Source organism: Streptomyces sp. NPDC104096, assembly GCF_055584385.1.
Window position 1 is genome coordinate 1 of record NZ_JBVJMD010000019.1, and the last position, 18,944, is coordinate 18,944.

General features: G+C 71.4%; 20 protein-coding genes. 8 read left to right on the top strand and 12 right to left on the bottom strand.

From position 1 onward, the window contains the following. Nucleotides 1-57: 57 nt before the first annotated feature. Nucleotides 58-906 (top strand): aldehyde dehydrogenase family protein, encoded by an 849-nt coding sequence (locus tag ACZ60B_RS20420; protein WP_469388818.1) that lies wholly within the window; start codon nt 58-60, stop codon nt 904-906. 33 nt (nt 907-939) lie between these two features. On the opposite strand, the gene ACZ60B_RS20425 is transcribed toward ACZ60B_RS20420, so the two are convergent. The 5 genes from ACZ60B_RS20425 to ACZ60B_RS20445 form a co-directional block, all read right to left on the bottom strand. Then, nucleotides 940-2,268, bottom strand: a complete 1,329-nt coding sequence (locus ACZ60B_RS20425; RefSeq protein WP_469388820.1) for a hypothetical protein — start codon at nt 2,266-2,268, stop codon at nt 940-942. Between the two features lie 181 nt (nt 2,269-2,449). After that, on the bottom strand, nt 2,450-2,935 hold the full coding sequence (locus ACZ60B_RS20430; RefSeq protein WP_375983820.1) for a DUF1269 domain-containing protein: 486 nt from the start codon (nt 2,933-2,935) through the stop codon (nt 2,450-2,452). A 114-nt stretch (nt 2,936-3,049) separates the two neighbouring features. Next, the gene (locus ACZ60B_RS20435) at nt 3,050-4,315 is read right to left on the bottom strand and encodes an FAD-dependent monooxygenase (RefSeq protein WP_469388822.1); all 1,266 of its coding nucleotides are present in this window, start codon (nt 4,313-4,315) and stop codon (nt 3,050-3,052) included. Nucleotides 4,316-4,409: 94 nt separating this feature from the next. Continuing rightward, on the bottom strand, nt 4,410-5,363 hold the full coding sequence (locus ACZ60B_RS20440; protein WP_469388824.1) for a CU044_5270 family protein: 954 nt from the start codon (nt 5,361-5,363) through the stop codon (nt 4,410-4,412). After that, nucleotides 5,356-6,021: an RNA polymerase sigma factor gene (locus ACZ60B_RS20445; protein WP_469388826.1), complete on the bottom strand. Its 666-nt coding sequence runs from the start codon at nt 6,019-6,021 to the stop codon at nt 5,356-5,358. The genes ACZ60B_RS20440 and ACZ60B_RS20445 overlap by 8 nt, the downstream gene beginning before the upstream one ends. Nucleotides 6,022-6,158: 137 nt before the next feature. Between ACZ60B_RS20445 and ACZ60B_RS20450 the strand changes: the two genes are divergently transcribed. Continuing rightward, on the top strand, nt 6,159-6,503 hold the full coding sequence (locus tag ACZ60B_RS20450) for an LLM class flavin-dependent oxidoreductase (RefSeq protein WP_469388828.1): 345 nt from the start codon (nt 6,159-6,161) through the stop codon (nt 6,501-6,503). A 119-nt stretch (nt 6,504-6,622) separates the two neighbouring features. After that, complete coding sequence (locus ACZ60B_RS20455) at nt 6,623-7,303, top strand: NADPH-dependent F420 reductase (protein ID WP_469388830.1); 681 nt, start codon at nt 6,623-6,625, stop codon at nt 7,301-7,303. Between the two features lie 78 nt (nt 7,304-7,381). Here ACZ60B_RS20455 and ACZ60B_RS20460 read toward each other — a convergent pair whose 3' ends face one another. Together ACZ60B_RS20460 and ACZ60B_RS20465 are read right to left on the bottom strand one after the other, a co-directional pair. Further along, nucleotides 7,382-8,932, bottom strand: a complete 1,551-nt coding sequence (locus tag ACZ60B_RS20460) for a carboxylesterase/lipase family protein (protein ID WP_469388832.1) — start codon at nt 8,930-8,932, stop codon at nt 7,382-7,384. Between the two features lie 253 nt (nt 8,933-9,185). Then, nucleotides 9,186-9,845 (bottom strand): MSMEG_1061 family FMN-dependent PPOX-type flavoprotein, encoded by a 660-nt coding sequence (locus tag ACZ60B_RS20465; protein WP_469388833.1) that lies wholly within the window; start codon nt 9,843-9,845, stop codon nt 9,186-9,188. 128 nt (nt 9,846-9,973) lie between these two features. Between ACZ60B_RS20465 and ACZ60B_RS20470 the strand changes: the two genes are divergently transcribed. Further along, on the top strand, nt 9,974-10,531 hold the full coding sequence (locus tag ACZ60B_RS20470; RefSeq protein WP_469388835.1) for a hypothetical protein: 558 nt from the start codon (nt 9,974-9,976) through the stop codon (nt 10,529-10,531). A 100-nt stretch (nt 10,532-10,631) separates the two neighbouring features. Here ACZ60B_RS20470 and ACZ60B_RS20475 read toward each other — a convergent pair whose 3' ends face one another. After that, on the bottom strand, nt 10,632-11,486 hold the full coding sequence (locus tag ACZ60B_RS20475) for a carbon-nitrogen hydrolase family protein (RefSeq protein ID WP_469388837.1): 855 nt from the start codon (nt 11,484-11,486) through the stop codon (nt 10,632-10,634). 239 nt (nt 11,487-11,725) lie between these two features. Here ACZ60B_RS20475 and ACZ60B_RS20480 point away from each other — a divergent pair, with 239 nt between their 5' ends. Further along, nucleotides 11,726-12,154: a VOC family protein gene (locus tag ACZ60B_RS20480; RefSeq protein ID WP_469388838.1), complete on the top strand. Its 429-nt coding sequence runs from the start codon at nt 11,726-11,728 to the stop codon at nt 12,152-12,154. Between the two features lie 138 nt (nt 12,155-12,292). Here the strand turns inward: ACZ60B_RS20480 and ACZ60B_RS20485 are convergent, their stop codons facing one another. Then, on the bottom strand, nt 12,293-13,261 hold the full coding sequence (locus ACZ60B_RS20485; RefSeq protein ID WP_469388840.1) for an SGNH/GDSL hydrolase family protein: 969 nt from the start codon (nt 13,259-13,261) through the stop codon (nt 12,293-12,295). 369 nt (nt 13,262-13,630) lie between these two features. On the opposite strand from ACZ60B_RS20485, the gene ACZ60B_RS20490 reads away from it, so the two are divergent. Then, nucleotides 13,631-14,560 carry an ADP-ribosylglycohydrolase family protein gene (locus tag ACZ60B_RS20490; protein ID WP_469388842.1) on the top strand — a complete coding sequence of 310 codons (930 nt, stop codon included), beginning with the start codon at nt 13,631-13,633 and terminating at the stop codon, nt 14,558-14,560. Nucleotides 14,561-14,649: 89 nt separating this feature from the next. On the opposite strand, the gene ACZ60B_RS20495 is transcribed toward ACZ60B_RS20490, so the two are convergent. Continuing rightward, nucleotides 14,650-15,495: an oxidoreductase gene (locus ACZ60B_RS20495; protein ID WP_469388844.1), complete on the bottom strand. Its 846-nt coding sequence runs from the start codon at nt 15,493-15,495 to the stop codon at nt 14,650-14,652. Nucleotides 15,496-15,602: 107 nt separating this feature from the next. Between ACZ60B_RS20495 and ACZ60B_RS20500 the strand changes: the two genes are divergently transcribed. After that, nucleotides 15,603-16,517, top strand: a complete 915-nt coding sequence (locus ACZ60B_RS20500) for a LysR family transcriptional regulator (RefSeq protein WP_469388846.1) — start codon at nt 15,603-15,605, stop codon at nt 16,515-16,517. A gap of 96 nt (nt 16,518-16,613) precedes the next feature. On the opposite strand, the gene ACZ60B_RS20505 is transcribed toward ACZ60B_RS20500, so the two are convergent. Continuing rightward, nucleotides 16,614-17,957 (bottom strand): hypothetical protein, encoded by a 1,344-nt coding sequence (locus ACZ60B_RS20505; RefSeq protein ID WP_469388848.1) that lies wholly within the window; start codon nt 17,955-17,957, stop codon nt 16,614-16,616. Between the two features lie 289 nt (nt 17,958-18,246). On the opposite strand from ACZ60B_RS20505, the gene ACZ60B_RS20510 reads away from it, so the two are divergent. Beyond that, nucleotides 18,247-18,558, top strand: coding sequence for an NIPSNAP family protein (locus ACZ60B_RS20510; RefSeq protein ID WP_469388850.1), 312 nt, complete (start codon nt 18,247-18,249; stop codon nt 18,556-18,558). Nucleotides 18,559-18,628: 70 nt separating this feature from the next. Here ACZ60B_RS20510 and ACZ60B_RS20515 read toward each other — a convergent pair whose 3' ends face one another. Next, entirely contained in the window at nt 18,629-18,901 is a 273-nt protein-coding gene (locus ACZ60B_RS20515; RefSeq protein ID WP_469388852.1) for a GNAT family N-acetyltransferase, read from the bottom strand. Between the last annotated feature and the right edge of the window lie 43 nt (nt 18,902-18,944).

Consider the following 18,944-nt stretch of genomic DNA (forward strand, 5'->3'; position numbering starts at 1 on the left):
GGGGTTCGGTGGGCGGGGTGACCGGGCAGGTGCGGTGCGGGGGGGGGGGTGGGTGGGGTGCGGGAGGTGGCGGCGTCGTGCGTGGTGCCCGGCCCCACGGGGGTGGCCATCCGGGCCCGGCTGCGGGTGTCGCGGGCGGACGCGGCGGTGCTGGCCGAGGTCGGGGTGTTCCTCGGCTCGCTGGCCGCGTGTGATCTCTCGACCCGGGCACGGCAGGGGGCGGAGCATGATCCGGCTGCCTGGGCGGTGCGCAAGCGGGAGCTGACGGGGGTCTCGTCCGCCAGGTGGGCGGGCAGTATCACCAAGGCCACGCATGACCAGTGGGCGCTGGCCCGGCGCGGGCAGGCGACCGAACTGGGGTGGCCGCGCGGGCAGATCGCGTCGATCACCGCGCGGCCGGCCCGGCCGCTGGGTGCGAAGGCGGACCGGCGGGCGGGGCCGGCCCGCGGCTACGCCTCCCGGGCGGACCTGCGGGACGGACTGCTGCGCCAGATCCGGGAGACGGTGGCGCAGGGCGCCACCCTGGTCACCGGCGGGGAGGCGCTGGAGGGCCCCGGCAACTTCGTCGCGCCGACCGTCCTCGACCATGTCACCCCGGGCATGACCGCCTTCGTCGAGGAGACCTTCGGGCCGGCGGCCGCGATCGTCCGGGCCCGCGACGACGAGCACGCGGTCGAGCTGGCCAACGACACCGCGTTCGGGCTGGGTTGTGCCGTGTGGGGTGACACCGAGCACGCGCTCGCGGTGGGCCGGCGCATCCGGTCGGGCGCCCTCTTCGTCAACGCGGTCGTGGCCTCCGACCCGCGGCTGCCGATCGGCGGCATCGGCCGCAGCGGCTACGGACGGGAGTTGTCGGTCGAGGGCATCCGCGAGTTCACCGACGTCCGTACCGTGGTCGTCGCGTGAGCTGGCCGGCCACCCGGCCGCGGATACGGGTGGTCAGGCGGAAGGCGAAGGGGTGCCGCCGGTTTTCGGCGGCGCGCCGGCCAGGCCGAACTGGGCGGCTTCGAGGGTTCCTGTTCCGGTTCCCGAGGCGTGCACGTCGGCCAGGTCGAGGGTGAGGTCGTTGGTGGTGGCGTAGCGGGTGTACCAGATCTCGTCGATGCCGAGCTTGTCCATGGCGGTCTTCTGGGCCTGGGTGGGCTTGGTGACGTACTGCCGGGCGACGATGAGCTGGTCGGTGTCCGTGAAGGTGAAGTCGGCCTTGTCGTCGCCGCTGTGATAGGTCCAGTGGACCTTGCTGTAGTAGTCGTCGGGGTAGGCGGCTTCGGGGTGCGGCTCGGGGTCGGACTCGACGGCTGTCACGGTGTCGGTGCCGTACGCGCCGACCACGCGCTTGCCGGAGTCGGTGTCCTCCACGAGGAAGACGGGGACCGTGGCCGAGTCGTACTCCTTGCGCAGATGGAGGTCGGCTCCGATGACCGCGTACCGGCCGACGCTGCCGCGGCCCCAACGCCAGTGTGCGACACCGTAGGGGAAGGGGCGGTTGCCCCAGTTGTGGTCGTGGTAGCCGTGTCCGGTGAAGGAGCGCTGCTTCCCGTCGACCGTGACCGTGCCGGTCGCGGTGCCCGACGGCACCACGCACAGCCAGCCGAAGTGGTAGTCGGTGTCACCGAAGTAGATGATGCCGGTGCCGGGGCGGAAGGGCTGTACGAGGCTGGTCAGTGTCAGGTCCACACCGACATCGCCCGACTGGCCCTTCATGCGGTACGTCTTCAGGTCGCCGGTGAAGGTGAAGGGGCCCAGACGGACGTCGCAGCGGTCCTTGGCGCTGGAGAAGTCGCTCCACTCGTACGTGTGCGTTCCGCCGTGACTGGTGCCGTCGGGGTCGGTCACGATGACGGCGGACTTGGGTTTGCGTCCGGCCTCGCCGGGCTCGGGAACGAATCCGTCGTCGAGCCGGGTGCTCAGGGTGAACGAGACGACGGTGCCGTCGTCGCCGGTGAAGTCGGAGTACCACCACTCGAAGACGTTCGGGTCGTCGTTCTGGCCGGCGGTGCGAAAGCCGTCCTCCCACTGCTGGATCCGGTCGGGTTGCAGCCCCACGCGGGCGTAGTCGGCGTCGGTGTGGCCGTAGCCGTTGGAGGTCAGGCCGCCTGCCGTTGCACGTGGGCCGGTTCCGGTGGGGCTCGGCGAGGCCGCGGCGGCTTCCGTCTGCCGGGGGCCGGCACAGCCCGCCAGGGTCAGGCCGGGGACCGCGGCGCCCAGGCCGGCGGCCATGGTGGTGCGCAGGAGGACGCGGCGGGAGGGGGCGGGCTGGGCACACATGGAGGGGCCTTTCACAGCGGGCGGCGGCAGGGGCACCGCGGCGGGCCGTCAGGCTGATGACGCCTGTCTGCACGTGGATGTCTGCGTGTCTGCACGTAGATGCGTGTGCGTAGATGCGTGTGCGTCCACGGCGAGCCCGGGACAAGCCCGCCTTCGTCGTGGACGCACGGCACACTCGGGGTCAGCCCTCGAAGACCTCGCGGAGCTTCGCTTCCTGCTCACCGCTGAGGTTGGAGCGGATCAGCTGTGCGTGGCCGCCCGGCAGCTCCGCCTTCACCCGGTCCACCACGGCGTCCTGGGTGAGCAGGAAGAGGGCGGAGGTGCCGGGTGTCACCTCGGCCTTCACGGTGTCGATGAGGTCGTCGTCGATACCGACGTCGGCGAGGCTGCCGCCCAGCGCGCCCGCCGCGGCCCCGATCGCGGCGCCCAGCAGCGGCACGAAGAAGATCAGGCCGAAGAGCATGCCCCAGAACGTGCCCGACAGGGCGCCTACGCCGGTGAGGTTGCGCAGCTGCCTCGTCTTGGGCTTCTTCGCTCCCTCGGGCCAGCTGACGACGGCGGCGTCGACCACCTTGATCAGTTCCTGCTTCTGCAAGCGGAGCAGAGTGTCCTCCGCCTTGTCGGCGCGATCGAAGGAGTCGAACTTCCAGACGGTAAGAGTCGCCACGTTTTTCCTCCAGTACGAAGGGGAGATGCCCAAGGTCGGTGCGACCAGTAAACGGTCCAGCCTGAAATGACGCATCTCGGGGCACAGGGTACGAAGCCGGGCGGCGAGCCCTCCTCACGTCGCCGCGAGGCCGCCGCCGGGGTCGCCTGCGAGGCCGCCCCGGTCTCCTGCCGCGGCGGGCGACGGCAGGTAGTCGTCGACGCTCACGGAGTCGTGGAAGCGCGCGCTCCTGGTGGTGAGCCGAACGAGGGCGCGGCTGGGGCGGGCGGGCAGGGCGGAGATCAGGCGGGCGCCCTGGGCCAGTCCCCACACGCCGAGGCGGGACGTGGGGATCAGGGTCTTCGCCGCGCCCAGCGCGACCGCGCGGCTGCCGTGCACGTGCGGCGTCATCACGCGCTCGTAGGCGGGGAAGGCGCGCTCGTGGTCGCCGCCCGCCCGGGCCAGCTCTCCGGCGAGGACGTACGCACCGACCACGGCCAGGCTGGTACTGCCGCCGACGGCCGGGCCGGGGCAGTAGCCCGCGTCGCCGACGAGCGTCACCCTCCCTCTCGACCAGGTGTCCATGCGGAGCTGGGTGATGGAGTCGAAGTAGAACGCCGGGGTGCGGTCGAGTTCCTCGAGCCAGCCGTCCACGTCGGCGTGCAGACCGGCGAACGCGCCGCGCAGCAACTCCTTCTGCCGGGGCACGTCGTGATGGTGGTGTTCGAGTTCGCGCTCGCTGCGGAACAGGAACAGCGCCCGAGCCTCGCCGAGGTGCCGCGCGCCGTACATGCCGGCCGTGCGGCCGACGCCGACGTGGAGGACGAGTTCGCCGTCGAGGCCGGTGGCGTTCGGCAGGGTCAGCACCCCGAAGTGGGCCCCGATGAAGACGTCGGCGCGGGACTCCTCGCCGAAGACGAGACGGCGCACGACGGAGTGCAGCCCGTCCGCGCCGACGACCAGGTCGAAGCGGCGTGGCGCGGCGTTCTCGAACCGCACCTCGCCGTCGGGCGAGATGGCGGTGATCGAGTCGCCGAACACGTACTCGACGTCGTCGCGGGTGGCGTCGCAGTAGATCTCGCTCAGGTCGTCGCGCATGATCTCGAGGTGCCGGTCGGAGGTGGCACCGAAGATCTTGGCGAGGTCCGCCCGGACAGGATGCCGTGAGCCCTCCCGGTGGACGGTCATCCGGTTCGTGCCGGTGGCCCGCTCCTCGATCCGCGGGAGCACGCCCATCCTCTCCGAGATGTTCACCGCGGGCCGGAACAGGTCGACCGCGTGACCGCCGGTCCTGCGCAGGGCCGGTGCCCGCTCGACGACGGTGACCGAGAAGCCGTGCCGGGTGAGCCAGTACGCCAGCACCGGACCGGCGACGCCGGCGCCGGAGACGAGGATCCGCATGACACTCCCCCAATCGGTCGGTTCCGCCGTCGGAACCGACCACGGGTCCACTGTGTCCGCCGGCCCCCGCCGCTGGATTGGACGAATGTTCCCCTCAGTGGGACGGCTGTCGTCGGCCGATGCGGTCGACCACGGCGATCCGCTGGAGGCTCCTTGTCTCGTCGTACACGTTGGTCTCTCGCCACTCCCCGTCCACGACCTTCGTGGTGAAGCCGCCTCGCACGCGCAGGCCGAGGTAGGCGTAGGTGTCGCGGTCGAAGAGGAAGGCGAACTGGGAGCCCGGCTGGGACACGGCGATTCCGGGCCGGCCGAGGACGTCGACCTCGTCCTTGTCGATGCGCACCCCCCGGATCTCGGCGAGCGCCTCGAAGGCGGCGGACTGAAGTCCCGGCGGCATCACGCGCGGTCCCTGCATGAGGAGACACACATCGCTGAACGTCGTCATGTCCCGCATCGGCGAGTCGGGCATGTCGCGATGGAACAGGGCGAGGAGTTCGTCGGGGTCGGCGGGCAGCTTCTCGAGCTCGGAGTAGACGGTGGGCGGCCACGCCACCTCATGGGGGCCGAGCGGCGGATCGTGGTGGACCTTCCCGTACTCCTGTCGGCTGGAGGGTTTGGATCCGTCGACGGACATCCAGCTCTCGTCCGTCCAGGTACGTCTTCTGCCTCCGTCGCGATACGTCCGTTCGGTGTACGTCCTGGTGTAGAAGTACTGGTCGTCACGCGGGATGGGCAGTCGGCCACGGTCGGCCCGCGTGGTGTCGGCGGCCTTGCGCAGGAGCTGGGCCGCGCTGAGCGTGGTGAGGTTCGGCGTGCTCGCGTCGTCACCGCCCCGTGTGAGCGCGACCGTGACGCCTGCCGCGGCGGCAGCGGCCACACCGACGAAGGCGCCGCGCAGCACCAGGCGTCGGGGCAGCCCGCTCCGTGCGCCGTGACGCGTCTCCTGGTCGATCGCGTCGAGAAGGCGCGCCCGGGCGGCGGCGCGTGCCCCGGAGGCGAGCTGGACGTTGCCGGCTTCCCATTCGGGCAGCCCCGTGAGTTCATCCATGATCGTGCTCCTTGTGGGGTGCAGCCGCGCGAAGGGCGTCCTGGGTGTCTATGGAGCCGCTGGATCGGCGTAGTCGGGCCCGTGCCCGGTGCAGGCGTGAGCGCACGGTGCCGACGGGGATGCCCAGGGACCGCGCCGTCTCCGCGTAGTCGAGGCCGCCCCAGGCGACGAGGAGGAGGACGTCACGGTGGCGGGCGGGCAGTTCGGCGAGCGCGCCCGCCAGGACGCGCGCGGCACGTTCGGCACTGTCCTTCTCGGCGACCCGGTCCTCCATGGGCTCGCCCTCCGCGTTCCCCCCGTCGGCCGCGAGGGACGCCGCACGCGACAGCGCGCGCAGCCTGCGGGCCTCGACCCGCCGATGACGGCCTACGAGATTGGTCACGATGCCGTACAGCCACGGGCGCGCCTGGGGCTGCGCCAGGTCGTAGCGGCGGCGCTGCTGGAACGCGATCACAAATGTCTCGGCCATCAGATCGTCGGCCGCGTCGACGCCCAGCCGTCTGGCCACGTAGCGGTGGATGTCGTCCGCGTACCGGTCGAACAGCACGGCGAACACGTCCGGTGTCTCCCAGGACTTCTCCACGACCGAGGCGTCGGAGTCGTACCCCTGGTCGTCCCGGGCGTCGGACCAGGCACCGACGCCCGGCGAGAGCGTCACTCGTTGCCTCTTCGGTTCATGTGCTTCCCCTGAAGTCGTTCGCGTGGACACCTGTGGTTCGCCGATGCCGTCGCGCGAGTTCCACCTTCGCCATGTGACCCGCGCCACACCAGGTGGTCCACCGCATCCCAGCCGGGATGAACAGCGACGGTGCGGGAGTCGAGGGTGGCGACGGGGCGATCGTCGGTCGTCGCGTCGCCGTCGGACCGGGCAGTGGCTTCGGCCTCGACACGGACCCGCTCGTCCTGCTGTCGGCCGTCGCGGGAGCGACCACCCGTCTGCGACTGCTGACCTCCGTGCTCGTCGCGCCGTGCTACCCGGCGCCGGTGCCCGCCAACCAGGCGGCGAGCGTCGCCGACGACCTCGGCCGGCTCGCCGAGGCAGGGCTCACCGCCTGCACCCCGTGGCTGCCGCTCGCGGCCGAACGTGTCGAGCGGGCCATGGAATGGGTCGCGGCCGAGGTGGCACCGCAGCTCACCTGACGCCTCGGCCGGGAAGACCGGGCCGGTCGCGTGACCGCGGCCCGCGTCGACGGCCCCCTGGTCCGAAAGAACCCGGTCGAAGACGGAATCCACGGCCGTGCCGCGAGGTTGTGACAACCATGGCTACTCTCGGACTCATCGGCAGTGGACACATCGGCGGCACACTGGCCCGGCTGGCGGTCGACGCCGGCCTGGACGTGGTGCTCAGCAATTCGCGCGGCCCCGAGACACTCGGCGACCTGGTCGCGGAGCTCGGCCCGCGGGCCCGCGCGGCAACCCCGGCGGAGGCCGGCGCGGCGGGCGACTGGGTGGTGGTGACCGTGCCGCTCAAGGCGTTCGACCAGATCCCGGTGGCTCCACTGGCCGGGAAGACGGTCATCGACACCGGCAACTACTACCCGGAGCGGGACGGCGAGATCCCCGCGCTGAAGGACGGCTCCACCACGGAGAGCCAACTCCTCCAGGGCCATCTGCCGGACGCGCAGGTGGTGAAGGGGTTCAACAACATCTTCTTCCGCCACCTGGGCGCGCTGGCCCGACCGAAGGGAGCGCCGGACCGCACCGCGCTGCCCCTCGCGGGCGACGACCCGGCGGCGGTGGCGCACGCCACCGAACTGCTCGACCTGCTCGGCTTCGACACGCTGGCCTACGGAGGCCTCGCCGACAGTTGGCGCTCGCAGCCCGGTACCCCGGTGTACGGGCTGCCGTACGCCGGCGACGCCGCCGACTTCATGAACGCCGAGGCCACCCCGGCCGGGGCCGACGTCGTCCGCGCCCGCGTCGAGGCCGCCACCCGCTGACGCCTGGCGCGCCTGCCCGGACACGCACGCCGCCCCGCCGGTTGCCCGGCGGGGCGGCGTGCGTGCGACACGAACAGGTCAGCGGGTGGCGGGGTGGCCGTCCCACCAGGTGCGCTCGCTCGTGCGCGGATCCTCCACGACCTGGTGGGTCGCGGTGTTGTTGTGGGCGTACATCATCACAGGGCGCTTGTCGGTGTCGTAGGCCGCCCAGGAGACGGCGCCGGTCTTGGCGAAGTCCGCCCACGCCTTGTGCAGGACCTGGGCCAGCGGCTTCGACGGGTCGGGGCCGGTGAACTTCTTGCTCTCCGCCAGTTCCGTGGTGTCCCAGCCGTACGGCAGGTCCACGCTGTGGCAGGCGCCCAGCTTGATCCCGATGTTGTTGGGCGTCACCGGGGAGCGCCAGCCGAGCTCGTAGAGGTGGGTGGCGGCGCCGGACCGCGCACTGCGGGTCTCGGCGACGCGGTAGGTCGGGATGCGGAACATCCGGTCGGTGAACAGCGCGCTGGCCACGCCCGAGGATCCGTCGCGGGGGTAGGTGTTCGTGTCGCCCTTCTTGTACTCGTCCCAAGAGCCCGCGGGAACGCCGTAGGCAGTCAGGTGGCCGTTGTACAGGGCGGGAAGGTTCCAGGCGACCAGGACGGTGGAGACGATGAAGAGGCGGAACTCCTCGGTCGTGGTGCCCATCAGCAGCGGGATGCCATCGCCCACACCGTCGGCGATCGCGTCGATGGGGCGCTTGGGCAGCGTGGTGCCGTCCACGACGGGCATGAAGGACAGCCCGCAGGCGGCCATCGTGCTCGCGCCGTACTTCGCGGTGTCCGGCTTCTGGCTGATGTCGGAACCGACCGTGGCCTGCGCCTTGATCAGTTCCTCGGTTTCGACGTCGGTGAAGGCCTCCAGGGTTGGGGCGATGCCGAGTTCGTCGGCGACGGCCGCGAGGACCTTGGTCGCGTCGGCGGGCGTCTGACCGATGTGACCGTTGCCGCTCTGGACGATGCCCCGGTGGAACAGTCCGTCGTCACGGGAAAGGAGCGCGAGCACGCTCATCGCGCCGGCGGACTCTCCGGCGACGGTGACGTTGTCCGGGTCGCCGCCGAAGCGGGCGATGTTCTCGCGCACCCACCGCAGCGCCGCGACCTGGTCGAGCAGACCGCGGTTGGCAGGCGCCGGCGCGTCCGGCAGGTAGCCGAAGCCGTACACGCCGAGCCGGTAGTTGAAGCTCACGCACACCAGGCCGTCACGGGCGAAGGTCGCGCCGTCGTAGGTCGGCACGGCCGACGATCCGGTGGTGAAGCCGCCGCCGTGGATCCACACCAGCACCGGCAGTCCCGAGGCCTGGGGGTCGGGGGTCCACACGTTGAGGTTCAGCCACTCGTCGCCCTCATGGTCCGGGTCTGCGACGATCTCACCGAGCCGACCGGCGAGCGGCGGCTTGGGAGCGGTAGGGCCGTAGGTGTGAGCGGTGCGCACCCCGGCCCAGGGCTCGGGTGGCTGCGGGGCGTCGAACAGCAGGTCGCCGAGGGGCGCCGCCGCGTAGGGGATGCCCAGGAAGCGGGCGATGCCGCCCTGCTCCAGGCCTGAGATCTTGCCGTAGGTGGTCTCGACTTCGACGGCGTTCTGCTCGGACACGCGACTCCCAGGGCCGGAGAACGCCACGCCGACGGGCACGCCGGCCCCGTCCCGTGGCGGCCCGGGCCAGAACGACCGAGCACGACCATGATTACCCCATGAATTCATTTATGTACGGAGCGTAACCACTCGAGATGGCCGTCAGCCTCCCATCGGGCTACTGCGGGCAGGTCCACGGACTTCCCGGTATCCGACAGCGGCACGGTCCTGGAGGCGCCGGTCCGAGCACTCGGCAATCGTCCCGGTCGCGCCGTCACTCGTACCGGTACTTCAGCGAATCCGCCTCCGCCTGCTCGATGTCGGCGATCGTCAGCTCCGGTCTCCGCAGCTGAGCCAGCGTCACCTCGGCCGAGGTCGGCTGGGCATCCGCCGGCAGCCACTGCTCCGGCTTCCAGGCACCGCTGCGCAGAAGCGACTTGGGGCAGTGCGGGTAGACCTCCTCGATCCCCAGCACCAGCGCACTGGCCGGCGGCTTGCCCACGGCGGTCAGCTGCGACAGCAGTTCCGGGCGGGTGGAGACGCAGGCCCGCCCGTTCACCCTGAGCGTCGTGGTGCGCCCGGGGATGACGAACAGCAGCCCGGCCCGCCCGGTGGCGATGACGTTCTGGAGGGTGTCCAGCCGCTTGTTGCCGGTCGCGTCCGGTATCGCCAGCGTCCGTGCGTCGAGGACGGCGACGAACCCGGGCGGCCCGCCGCGCGGGGAGACGTCACAGTTGCCCTCGGCGTCCGCGCTGGCGACCAGGACCAGCGACGAGCAGCCGATCAACCGCCGCGTCTGTTCGGTGAGTTCGGTCATCTGCTTGCGCACAGCCGCGTCGCCGGGAAGCTCGTAGACCTGGCGCAGCGCATCCTGATCGGACACGGCGTCGAGACGGAGCGAGTCAAAGGCACTGTCCACAAGAGGTGACGTCATACCCCGACCCTAACGGGCCGACCCTCGATCGAACTCGGCCGGTGGGCACGGGAACATGGAGACACCTTTGGGCAACCGTGTACTTCGTCAGGGTGGTCCCGGTCGAGATTCAGAGCCATGATCTCGACATGCATGACAGCGAAGCGCCCGTGTACGAGGCGCGGTACGGATTCGACCGCCGGACGACCTCGGTCCTGGCGACCGCGGCCCTGTTCAGTGTGCTGCTGCTGGTGCCCTCCCTCGACATGCCGCTGGGCCTGCGGATCGTGGGCCTCCTGCTGTTCGGCGGTGGCGGACTGCTCATGGCCGTAGGAGCACTGACCCGGAAGGCCGCGTTCAGAGTCGACGCCACAGGCATACTCCTCGGCGGCTCCCCCGTCCGCTACCGCGCCACCACGGCGCATGTGCCGTGGCAGGACATCACGGCTGTGGTGCTGTGGCAGCAACCGGTGCCGCGCAGTGTGGTCCCGTGGGTCGGCGTCGCCCGGCGCGAGGGCGCCCCGCCGCTGCCCGGGGCCGGACAGGGACCCATCGCCCGCTCCATCGGCGAGGCGCTCACCCCCGTGTCGGCCGACCTGCTGCGGGCGTCCCGGGCCGTGACAGGCTGGCGGCTGGACCGAACCCGCCTCACCGCCGCCGTCGCGTACTTCGCGCCCGGGGTCCAGGTGGTCGAGCACACCACGTAGCCAACGCCCTTTGGACGGTCGCGACACCCCGGGGCCGGAGACGTCGTACTGCAAGTCCCCCGAACCGTCCCGCGGCCTGATGTCGGGCACCGTGCCTGTCTCATACGTCGGCGCCGCTGCGGGGGCGTGCCGGGGCCGTGAGCGAGGGGTCGACCAGTACGGGCTCTTCCGCCCGGGCCCGCGCCAGGACGTCGGGGCGGAGACTGACGGTGGCCAGACCGGGTTCGGCGGTGCCGGCGTCGGCGAGCAGCGTGCCGTCCGGGTTCCATATCGCACTGCCGCCGCAGCCGTGGTACGGGCCGCTGGGCCCGCTGTGATTGGCGAGCAGCACATAGCTGGTGTTGTCCAGGGCCCGCGCGGGGAAGACCGTCGCGCGCTGGCGCTCACCGCTTCCCCGGCCGAACATCGCGCCGACCAGGTACGCGTGACAGCCGTCAAGCGCGGCGGCCCGGGCGTGTTCGGGATAGCCGGAGTCCCAGCAGATGCCGAGTCCGAGCTGCCAGCCGTCCAGGGCGATGGTGCAACCACGAGTACCCGCCTTGAAGCCGGCGGCGCGCTCGCTCGGGGTGACGTGCTGCTTGTCGTACCGAGCGGCGAAGCGGCCGTCACGGTCCAGGACCACGGCGGAGATGCGCAGTTCGCCGGTGTCGGAGTCGCGGGTGGGTGCCCCGGCCACCACGGCGGTGCGGGTCTCGGCGCAGGCGGTGGCCAACGGGTCCAGCCGGGCGTCCGCGGGGCTCAGCGTGCAGGTCGCGGGGTCGGCCACGATTCCCGGCAGTTCGTAGCCGGTGAGGAAGAGCTCCGGCAGGACGAGCAGTTCGGCGCCCTGGTCGGCGGCGCGGCGTACGAGGTCCGCGGCAGCGGCGACGTTGGCGGCGACGTCCAACGCGGCACAGGCCGCCTGACCGGCCGCGACGGTGAGCGGGGCGGCGGGCAGGGCGTGAAGATCATCCATGGCGGATCAAACTACCCGAGCAGGCTCGACCGGATCGGTGTTGCCCCGGCCTGCCGTGCTCACTAGAGTCGGCCGGGTGACTGCCGGGTCGGCCATGGGCCATGCACGAGTGAGGTTCCCGGCCTCGGCTTGAGCACGAGGCGGGCACGAGCCCCGCCACCCTTCTTCGCGTCTTCGCTCCCGGCGCCCGCGTACGGCGCCTCCTTCACACGAGTCCCAAGACCGGAGACCCACCACTGATGTCCCATGTCCAGCCGTACCCGCAGGAACCCGGAACGACAGCGACCGGCGTCCAGTTGAACCACACTGCCGTCTACGCGAGCGACCGGAGCCTGTCCGCCGAGTTCATCGCCGCGATTCTGGGCCTGAAGGTCGGTGCCCCGTTCGGCCCGTTCCTGCCCGTCGACCTCGGCAACGGCGTGACGCTCGACTACTACGAGAAGCGGGACGAGCCGATCCAGTCGCAGCACTACGCCTTCCTCGTACCGGACGAGCGGTTCGACACGGTGATCGCCCGCCTGGAGGTGGTCGGGGTGACCTACTACGCCGACCCCGGCCACACCGAACCCGGCAGGATCAACCGCCTGTTCGGCGGCCGCGGCGCCTACTTCGACGACCCCGACGGCCACAACATGGAGGTCATGACCCGACCTTACGTCCGTCCCTAGGGCGCGCCCGGGCCGTGCTCGAGAGACGGCCCGGTCCCGCTCGGAGCGGTTGCTCACGCCTGGTACGCGCGCGTCTCCGGGGAGACTCCGAGGCGCGCGCCGCCCTGGTCGGGGAGGCGTCCTGACCACCTGTTCCGGTCAGCTCAGTGCCTTGCGGACGGCAGCTTCGACCTGCCTGGCAATGGCTGCGTGACCGGCGGCGTTGGGGTGCACGAACGTGGCCTTCCTCCCGTCGGAGCACTCCAGCGAGAGCGGGCCGAAGTCCAGGTGGTCGGGCCAGTACGAGCCCGCCTGCCCGCAGACGCCTTCCACCCACTTCTTCGCCTGCGGGCGGCACACGTCGTGGCCTTCGCTGGCAGTGGCGGTGTCGACGTACTCGTCACCGCTCACCACGGTGACGGCCCGGATGACGGCGTCGAGGTGGGTGATCACTTCGTGCAGCCAGACGACGTCCCCCCGGGTGACCGACAGCAGTCCCACGCCCTTGAGGCGGACGGCCAGCTCCGTGGTGTCCTCGCGGTCACAGCCGCTGGGGTCCTCGGGAAGGACCGTGGGGTAACCGACCGTGATGATCTTTGCGTCGGGTGCCTTCTGGCGCACGTTCCGCAGCATGGTGGCGTACTCCCGGGTGAGCCGGTCGTACTTGTCGTAGATCGATTCGCGGTCGAGGAACGGGCCGTCGGCCTCGTAGGCGTCCCGGCAGGGCGTGGCCTCGTCCGGCCGGCCGATCCCCGCGAGCAGGCAGGAGGTGAACAGCCTGTCGATGGGCAGGCTGTTGCCTCCGACACCGATCGTGACCACATCGGTGTTCGCGCCCAGCTCGGCGCGGTCCGCCTGCGGGGCCAGACCGGGCCAGCCGTCCGGGGGAGGCCGCACGGGGCTGACGGGAGTCTGCCGGGCCGAGGCGACCTCGAGGACGGTGGCGCCGCCACAGCTGACATCGGTCCGCCGCACCTCCCGGCCCGCGGGCGGCCTGGCGGCGAGCCCCCGCTCGACGAGGTTCGGATACGAGCCCGTCGTCCGGTCGCAGCCGTCCCGGCCCGCGTCGCCCAACGGCGGGCTGGGATCGCCGACGAAAACTCCTGCCGTGTACGAGTCGCCGAGCACGGCCCACCGCACCGGAGCCGGGGCCGCCGACGCGTGGACCGGAACACCGGTCGCGACCGACAGTACGGCCAGCGCACCCGCAACGATGCCGCGAACGGCAACAGCGCCCGGCAACGCTCGTACGACGGCCCTTCGCCCGCGGGCCGACGACCTGGACGTCCTGGTGTGGACCATGTACCTCTCCCCGAGAGACCGAACGAAAGGGATACCGCACCAGGCATCCAATCAGTCACTCTCAGTAACACGTCGCAGGCGTGGGACGCGTTCACTCCCCCGCCCCGATGACGCGCAGCAACCTCGGCCGCAGCGCCACCGGGCACCTCCAGGTCCTGGAGAACCGGAACGGCGCGGCACGGATAGCCTGCGCGGATGGAGCGGATGCAGCGGGTCGCCGGCGCGGTCGTCGGGTCAGCGGTGGGGGACGCCTTGGGCGCCCCCTTCGAGTTCGGCCCGCAGGGAGCGTTCTCCGCGCGGTCTCCCGCCCCCGGTGCCGGTAACGAGATGTGCGGAGGCGGTGGCTGGGACCCCGGCGAGGCCACTGACGACACACAGATGGCCGTCCTGGTCGCGGAGTCGCTGCTGGGGCGGGGCGGCCTGGATCTGCCGGACGTCTTCGCCCGCTTCCAGCGGTGGGCAGCGTCGGAGCCGAAGGACATCGGCTTGCAGACCGAGGACGTGCTGACCAACGGGATGCCCTGGGACCTCGCCGCCGCGATCCATTTCCAGGTCAACCGACGAGCGGCGGGAAACGGCTCGTTGATGCGCGCGTCGACCTCCGCGGTCCACTTCGCCGCGGCCGGCCAGGAGGCCACCATGGACGCGGCCCGTCGCATCGCGGCCCTGACCCACGGTGACCGCGCGGCCTGGGAAGGCAGCGCGATCTTCCACGAACTCGTCCGCCTCACCCTCGACGGCGCCGATCCCCTCGCCGCGCTCCCGGACGTCCTGACCCTCGTCCACCCCGACCACCGCGACCGGTACGCCGTCGTCCTCGCACCCGACTGGCACCCCGACCGGGCCACCGAGTTCAACGGTGCCGTCTGGCCCTGTCTGGGCTCCGCCGTCTGGGCCCTGCGCACCACCGACGGCTTCGAGGACGCCCTGCGCGCGGCGATCGACCTCGGCGGGGACACGGACACCGTCGCCGCGGTGACCGGAGGTCTCGCAGGGGCGTACTACGGGCTGGACGCCATCCCCGCCCGCTGGACCCGGCCGCTCCATGTCCCCCTCCCGGGCTTCGACGGACGGGTCCTGCACCTGGCAGACCTGCTCCACCTCGCCCAGCGCCTCGGAGGCTGAACCGGGTCCTGCTCCGCAGCGGCACCGGACTCTGGTTCTGCCCTGCCCCTGCCCCTGCCCCTGCCCCTGCTTCGCACCGCGCGAGCGCGTCACTGCGTGTCGAAGCCCGTCCCCCGGGAGACCTTCTCCCACGCGGCGAGTTCGGCCCGCACCGAATCCAGGTGCCCGACGAGGAAGTCCACCGCGTCGCCGCCGAGGGCGAGCCGCAACGGGGTGTTCTCGGCGTCCAGGGCCAGCCGGATCGCCGCCGCGGCCTTCGCCGGGTCCCCGGGCTGCGTGCCGTCGCCCTCCTGCACCAGCTTCCGGGTCGCGCCGACCTTCTCCGCGTACGCCGGGTGCTCCTCGGAGAAGTAGGCCGCGCCCTTGCCGAACAGGTTGGTGCGGAAGGCACCGGGCTCCACGATCAGCACCTTGACGCCGAACGGCGCCACCTCGTCGGCCAAGCCCTCGGAAAGCTGCTCCAGCGCCGCCTTGGTCGCGCTGTACGCGGAGAATCCGGCGAAGGACAACTGCCCTCCGAAACTGCTGATGTTGACGATCGATCCGCTGCCTCGCTCCCGCATCTGCGGCAGCAGCGCCCGGGTCAGCCGGGCCGGGCCGAACACGTGCAGCTCGAACAGGTCGCGCAGCTCGTCGTCGGTGGTCTCCTCGAACGCCCCGACCTGTGTGCGCCCGGCGTTGTTCACCAGCACGTCGATCCGGCCGTAGCGAGCCAGGACGTCGGCGGCCACCTCGTCGATCCGCGGGCCGTCCGTGACGTCGAGGCCGATCGCCTCCACCCGGTCGGGGTACGCGGCGACCAGGTCCGCCAGGCCCTCGGGCCGCCGGGCCGTACCGATCACCGTGTCGCCGGCCGCCACCGCGGCTTCGGCGATGGCCCGCCCGAAGCCGCTGCTCGCGCCGGTGACCAGCCAGACCTTGCCGTTCTCGGTCATCTCTCGTCTCCCCCATCACCTGCCGTACGGGACCACCCCGCCGACAGCCCCCATCCTTCGCCGGAATCCGGGACCACGTCCAAGATCTGCTGTGATAGCCATGCGTTATGGACGTCCACGGACGCGATCTGCGCTACTTCGTCACGGTCGCCGAGGAACTGAACTTCACGCGGGCCGCCGAACGGCTGTTCGTCTCCCAGCCCGCGCTCAGCAAGCAGATCCGGATGCTGGAGAAACAGCTCGGCGCGGGTCTGTTCCACCGGGACCGCAGGGCGGTGCGGCTGACGGCGACGGGGGAAACCCTGCTGCCGCACGCCCGCGAGTTACTGGCCGTCTGGCAGGCCGCCGAGGCGGCGGTGGAGGACGCCAAGGCCGCCGAACGGAACACCCTGGTCATCGGCATGTCCACCAGCCCGGGCCGCGGACTGCTGCCCGCCCTCCGCACCCGGCTGGTCTCCCTGCACCCGGACGCCCGGCCCGTCCTGCGGCAGGTCAACTGGGCCGACCCCAGTGCCGGACTGGCGGACGGGTCCAGCGATGTGGCGTTCGTCTGGCTGCCGCTCCCGGACGGCGAACGCTACCGGTACGCGGTCGTGGCCCGGGAACCACGCGTGGTGGCACTGCCGCACGGACATCCCCTGGCGGCACGGGCCGCAGCCGATCACGAGGGTGCTGTGGACTTCGCCGATCTCCTCGACGAGCCGTTCCTGGCTCTTCCCCCGGAGGCCGGTCCGCTGCGGGACTACTGGTTGGCCTTGGACTCCCGTGGTGATCGCGCGCCACGGATAGGCGGGGTGGTGGCCAGCGCCGAGGAGACCCACGAGGCGGTCGCCAACGGCCAGGGGGTGGCGCTGCTCGCGGCCGGCAACGCTTCGCTGGTCGTCCGGGACGAGGTGATCGCCGTACCGGTCCGCGGCGTCTCCCCCTCCCGACTGGCGGTGGCCGCGCGCAAGGACGACGGGCGGCCCACCGTGCTGGCCTATCTGGCCGCGGCGGAGAGGGTGGGAGCAGGCGCCCCTTGACCACCCGTTCGGCGCTGCCGGCGGCACCGCCCCTGTCGGCACAGGAAAATGCGGGGCTCACGACCCGGCAAGCCTCGACGTTGCCAGCGATCACGATCAGGGGCGTGTGCCCTGGGCAGCGCGCAGGTGATCGGCGGCCTCCTGCGTGAGAGCGGCTGCGGGCCATCCGGCGAGGGTGGTCAACGCGGTGCGGCGTGCTTCGGGCGTGCTGGTGGTGAGGGCCGCCCGCAGCAGGGGCCAGCCGTGTTCAGGATGGCGTCGCAGGAAATGCGCGAACAGCAGCAGGGCGTGGTCGCGTTCGGGACGGGGGGTGGCGGCGAGGCGTCGTTCGGCCAGGTCGAGGATGTGTGCGGCGTGCCGGTGGTGGCTGTGGCGCAGCGCGTGGCCCCAGGCCGGGTCGAGCAGGGACGGTCCGGTCTCCAGATGTGCCAGGAGTCGGGCTGTCGGGTTCAGGTGCAGGACTTCGGCGGGCCGCAGGGCGAGGTGGAAGTCAGGGCGTCCTGGGTCGTCGAGGTGGTCCAGGACCAGTACCTGCCACCGGGGTTCGTGGAGCAGGCCCTCGTAGCGTGCTGTCAGGCACTCGATGTCGACGGATGTCCAGGGCGGTTCCCGGGGCGGGTGGCGGAAGAACATGGTGATACTGATCAGGTCGCGAAGCATGCCGATGACGGGCGTCCGGGCCAGTGCCAGGTCGGCGTAGCGGTGCAGCACGGTGACGGCGTGCGCGTAGTCGGCCAGGCCGGGTGCGGGCCCTCCCTCGCCGTCGGCCATCGCGGCCAGGATGCCGCCGCAGCCGTCCAGGAGCGCGGTGTCGACATGGGGTTGGCTCAACGCGCCGTGCAGGTCGCCCGTGGTCGCGGCCAGGTGGGCGAGGTACTCGTCCATGACGGCGTTGCGGAAGCCCTCGCGCAGCAGCCATGCCTTGATGCCGGGATCGGTGGTGCCGCGCAGCGTTCGGACCGCCTGGATGCGGCCCCAGCCCGCGACCTGTCGAGCCAGGGCGTGGACGGCCCGGTCTCCGTCGGGCTGGGAGCGGTGCAGTGCGATGGCCGCGTACAGGGTGAGCTCGTCCAAGGTGCCGAGCAGAAGCAGCAGTTCTCGGTCGCGGATGTCCCCGCCCAGGCCCAGGAGCACCAGGCCGATCTTCACCGGGGCTCGGTGGGTACCGTGCTCCGCCAGCTGCCGCCCCAGTCGGCGCAGGCCGTCGTACGGCAGACCGCGGCGGCGGACCTCGGCACTGAGCTCGTCGGCGACCTCGATCGGCGAGCAGGTGGCGAGGAGGTCGTGCAGACCCCTCAGTTCGTCGCCGCTCACGTCGGGCGCGGATGCCGGCAGCAGGTGTTCGAGGTGGTCGGCGAGTTCGACGCCGGTGGGTGGACCGACCCCGTTCCCGTCCGGGGTACGTCGTAGCAGAGCGTCGTCACCGCCGCCGACGAACACGAGGTCGGTACTGTCCGGGCGAGTGTCAGGGAGCGGATCGCCGAATCCGGGCCACGGACCGGAACCGTAACGGCCCCGAAGGGTCCGTGCATGGTCGAGAAGGGTGGGACTCCCGTCGGCGCTACCGCCGCTGCGCACCCACCACGAGCCGGTCAACGACCGGAGGGCCGACGGCCCTTTCGCGTAGTCATGACGTGGATGGTGCCCGACACGGCTCCTCTTGGCAACCGAGCCGTTCGGACTCGGGGGCCGTCTTCGAGCCCCAACCGGCATGCAGCATCATGTAGGTGTGATCACCATTCACCTGAAGTACGAGATCGACGCCGACAAGCTCGAGGATTTCGAGGAGTACGGCCGCCGCTGGGTCGGGCTCGTCAACCGGTTCGGCGGGACACACCACGGCTACTTCCTGCCGAGCGAGGGCGACAGCGACATCGCCTACGCCCTCTTCTCCTTTCCCGGCTTCGCCGCGTACGAGCAGTACCGCAAGGACAGCGCGACCGACCCGGAGTGCCAGGACGCCATCGAACTGGCTCGTACCACCCGCTGCATCAAGCGCTACGAGCGCCGCTTCCTGCGACCGCTCGACGTCGAGTCGTAGGCCGGCGCAGACCGTGCGGCCATTGAGCACCCAGGGGCCTGACTCGTCTCCCGGCAGGTGAAGAACAGGCTCAGGGGGACTCGAAGTCCTCCTGGGCCAGGGCATGGACGGTGCAGGGGCGGCCGAGGACCGTGTCCTCGCGCAGGGGTGTGAAGCCGAGGCGACGGGCGACGTCGGTCGAGGCGGTGTCGCCGTGATGGATCATGGCGGTGATCTGCTTGAGCCCCAGCGGCCCGAAGCCCCAACGGAGAACCGCTCGGGCCGCTTCCGTCGCATAGCCTCGCCCCCAATGGGCGCGGGCGAAGGTCCAGCCGATCTCGGTCTCGCCGAACTGTGCTCCCACCAGTTTCCGTGGTGATCACTGCGGTCGAGTCCTTACGTTCCAC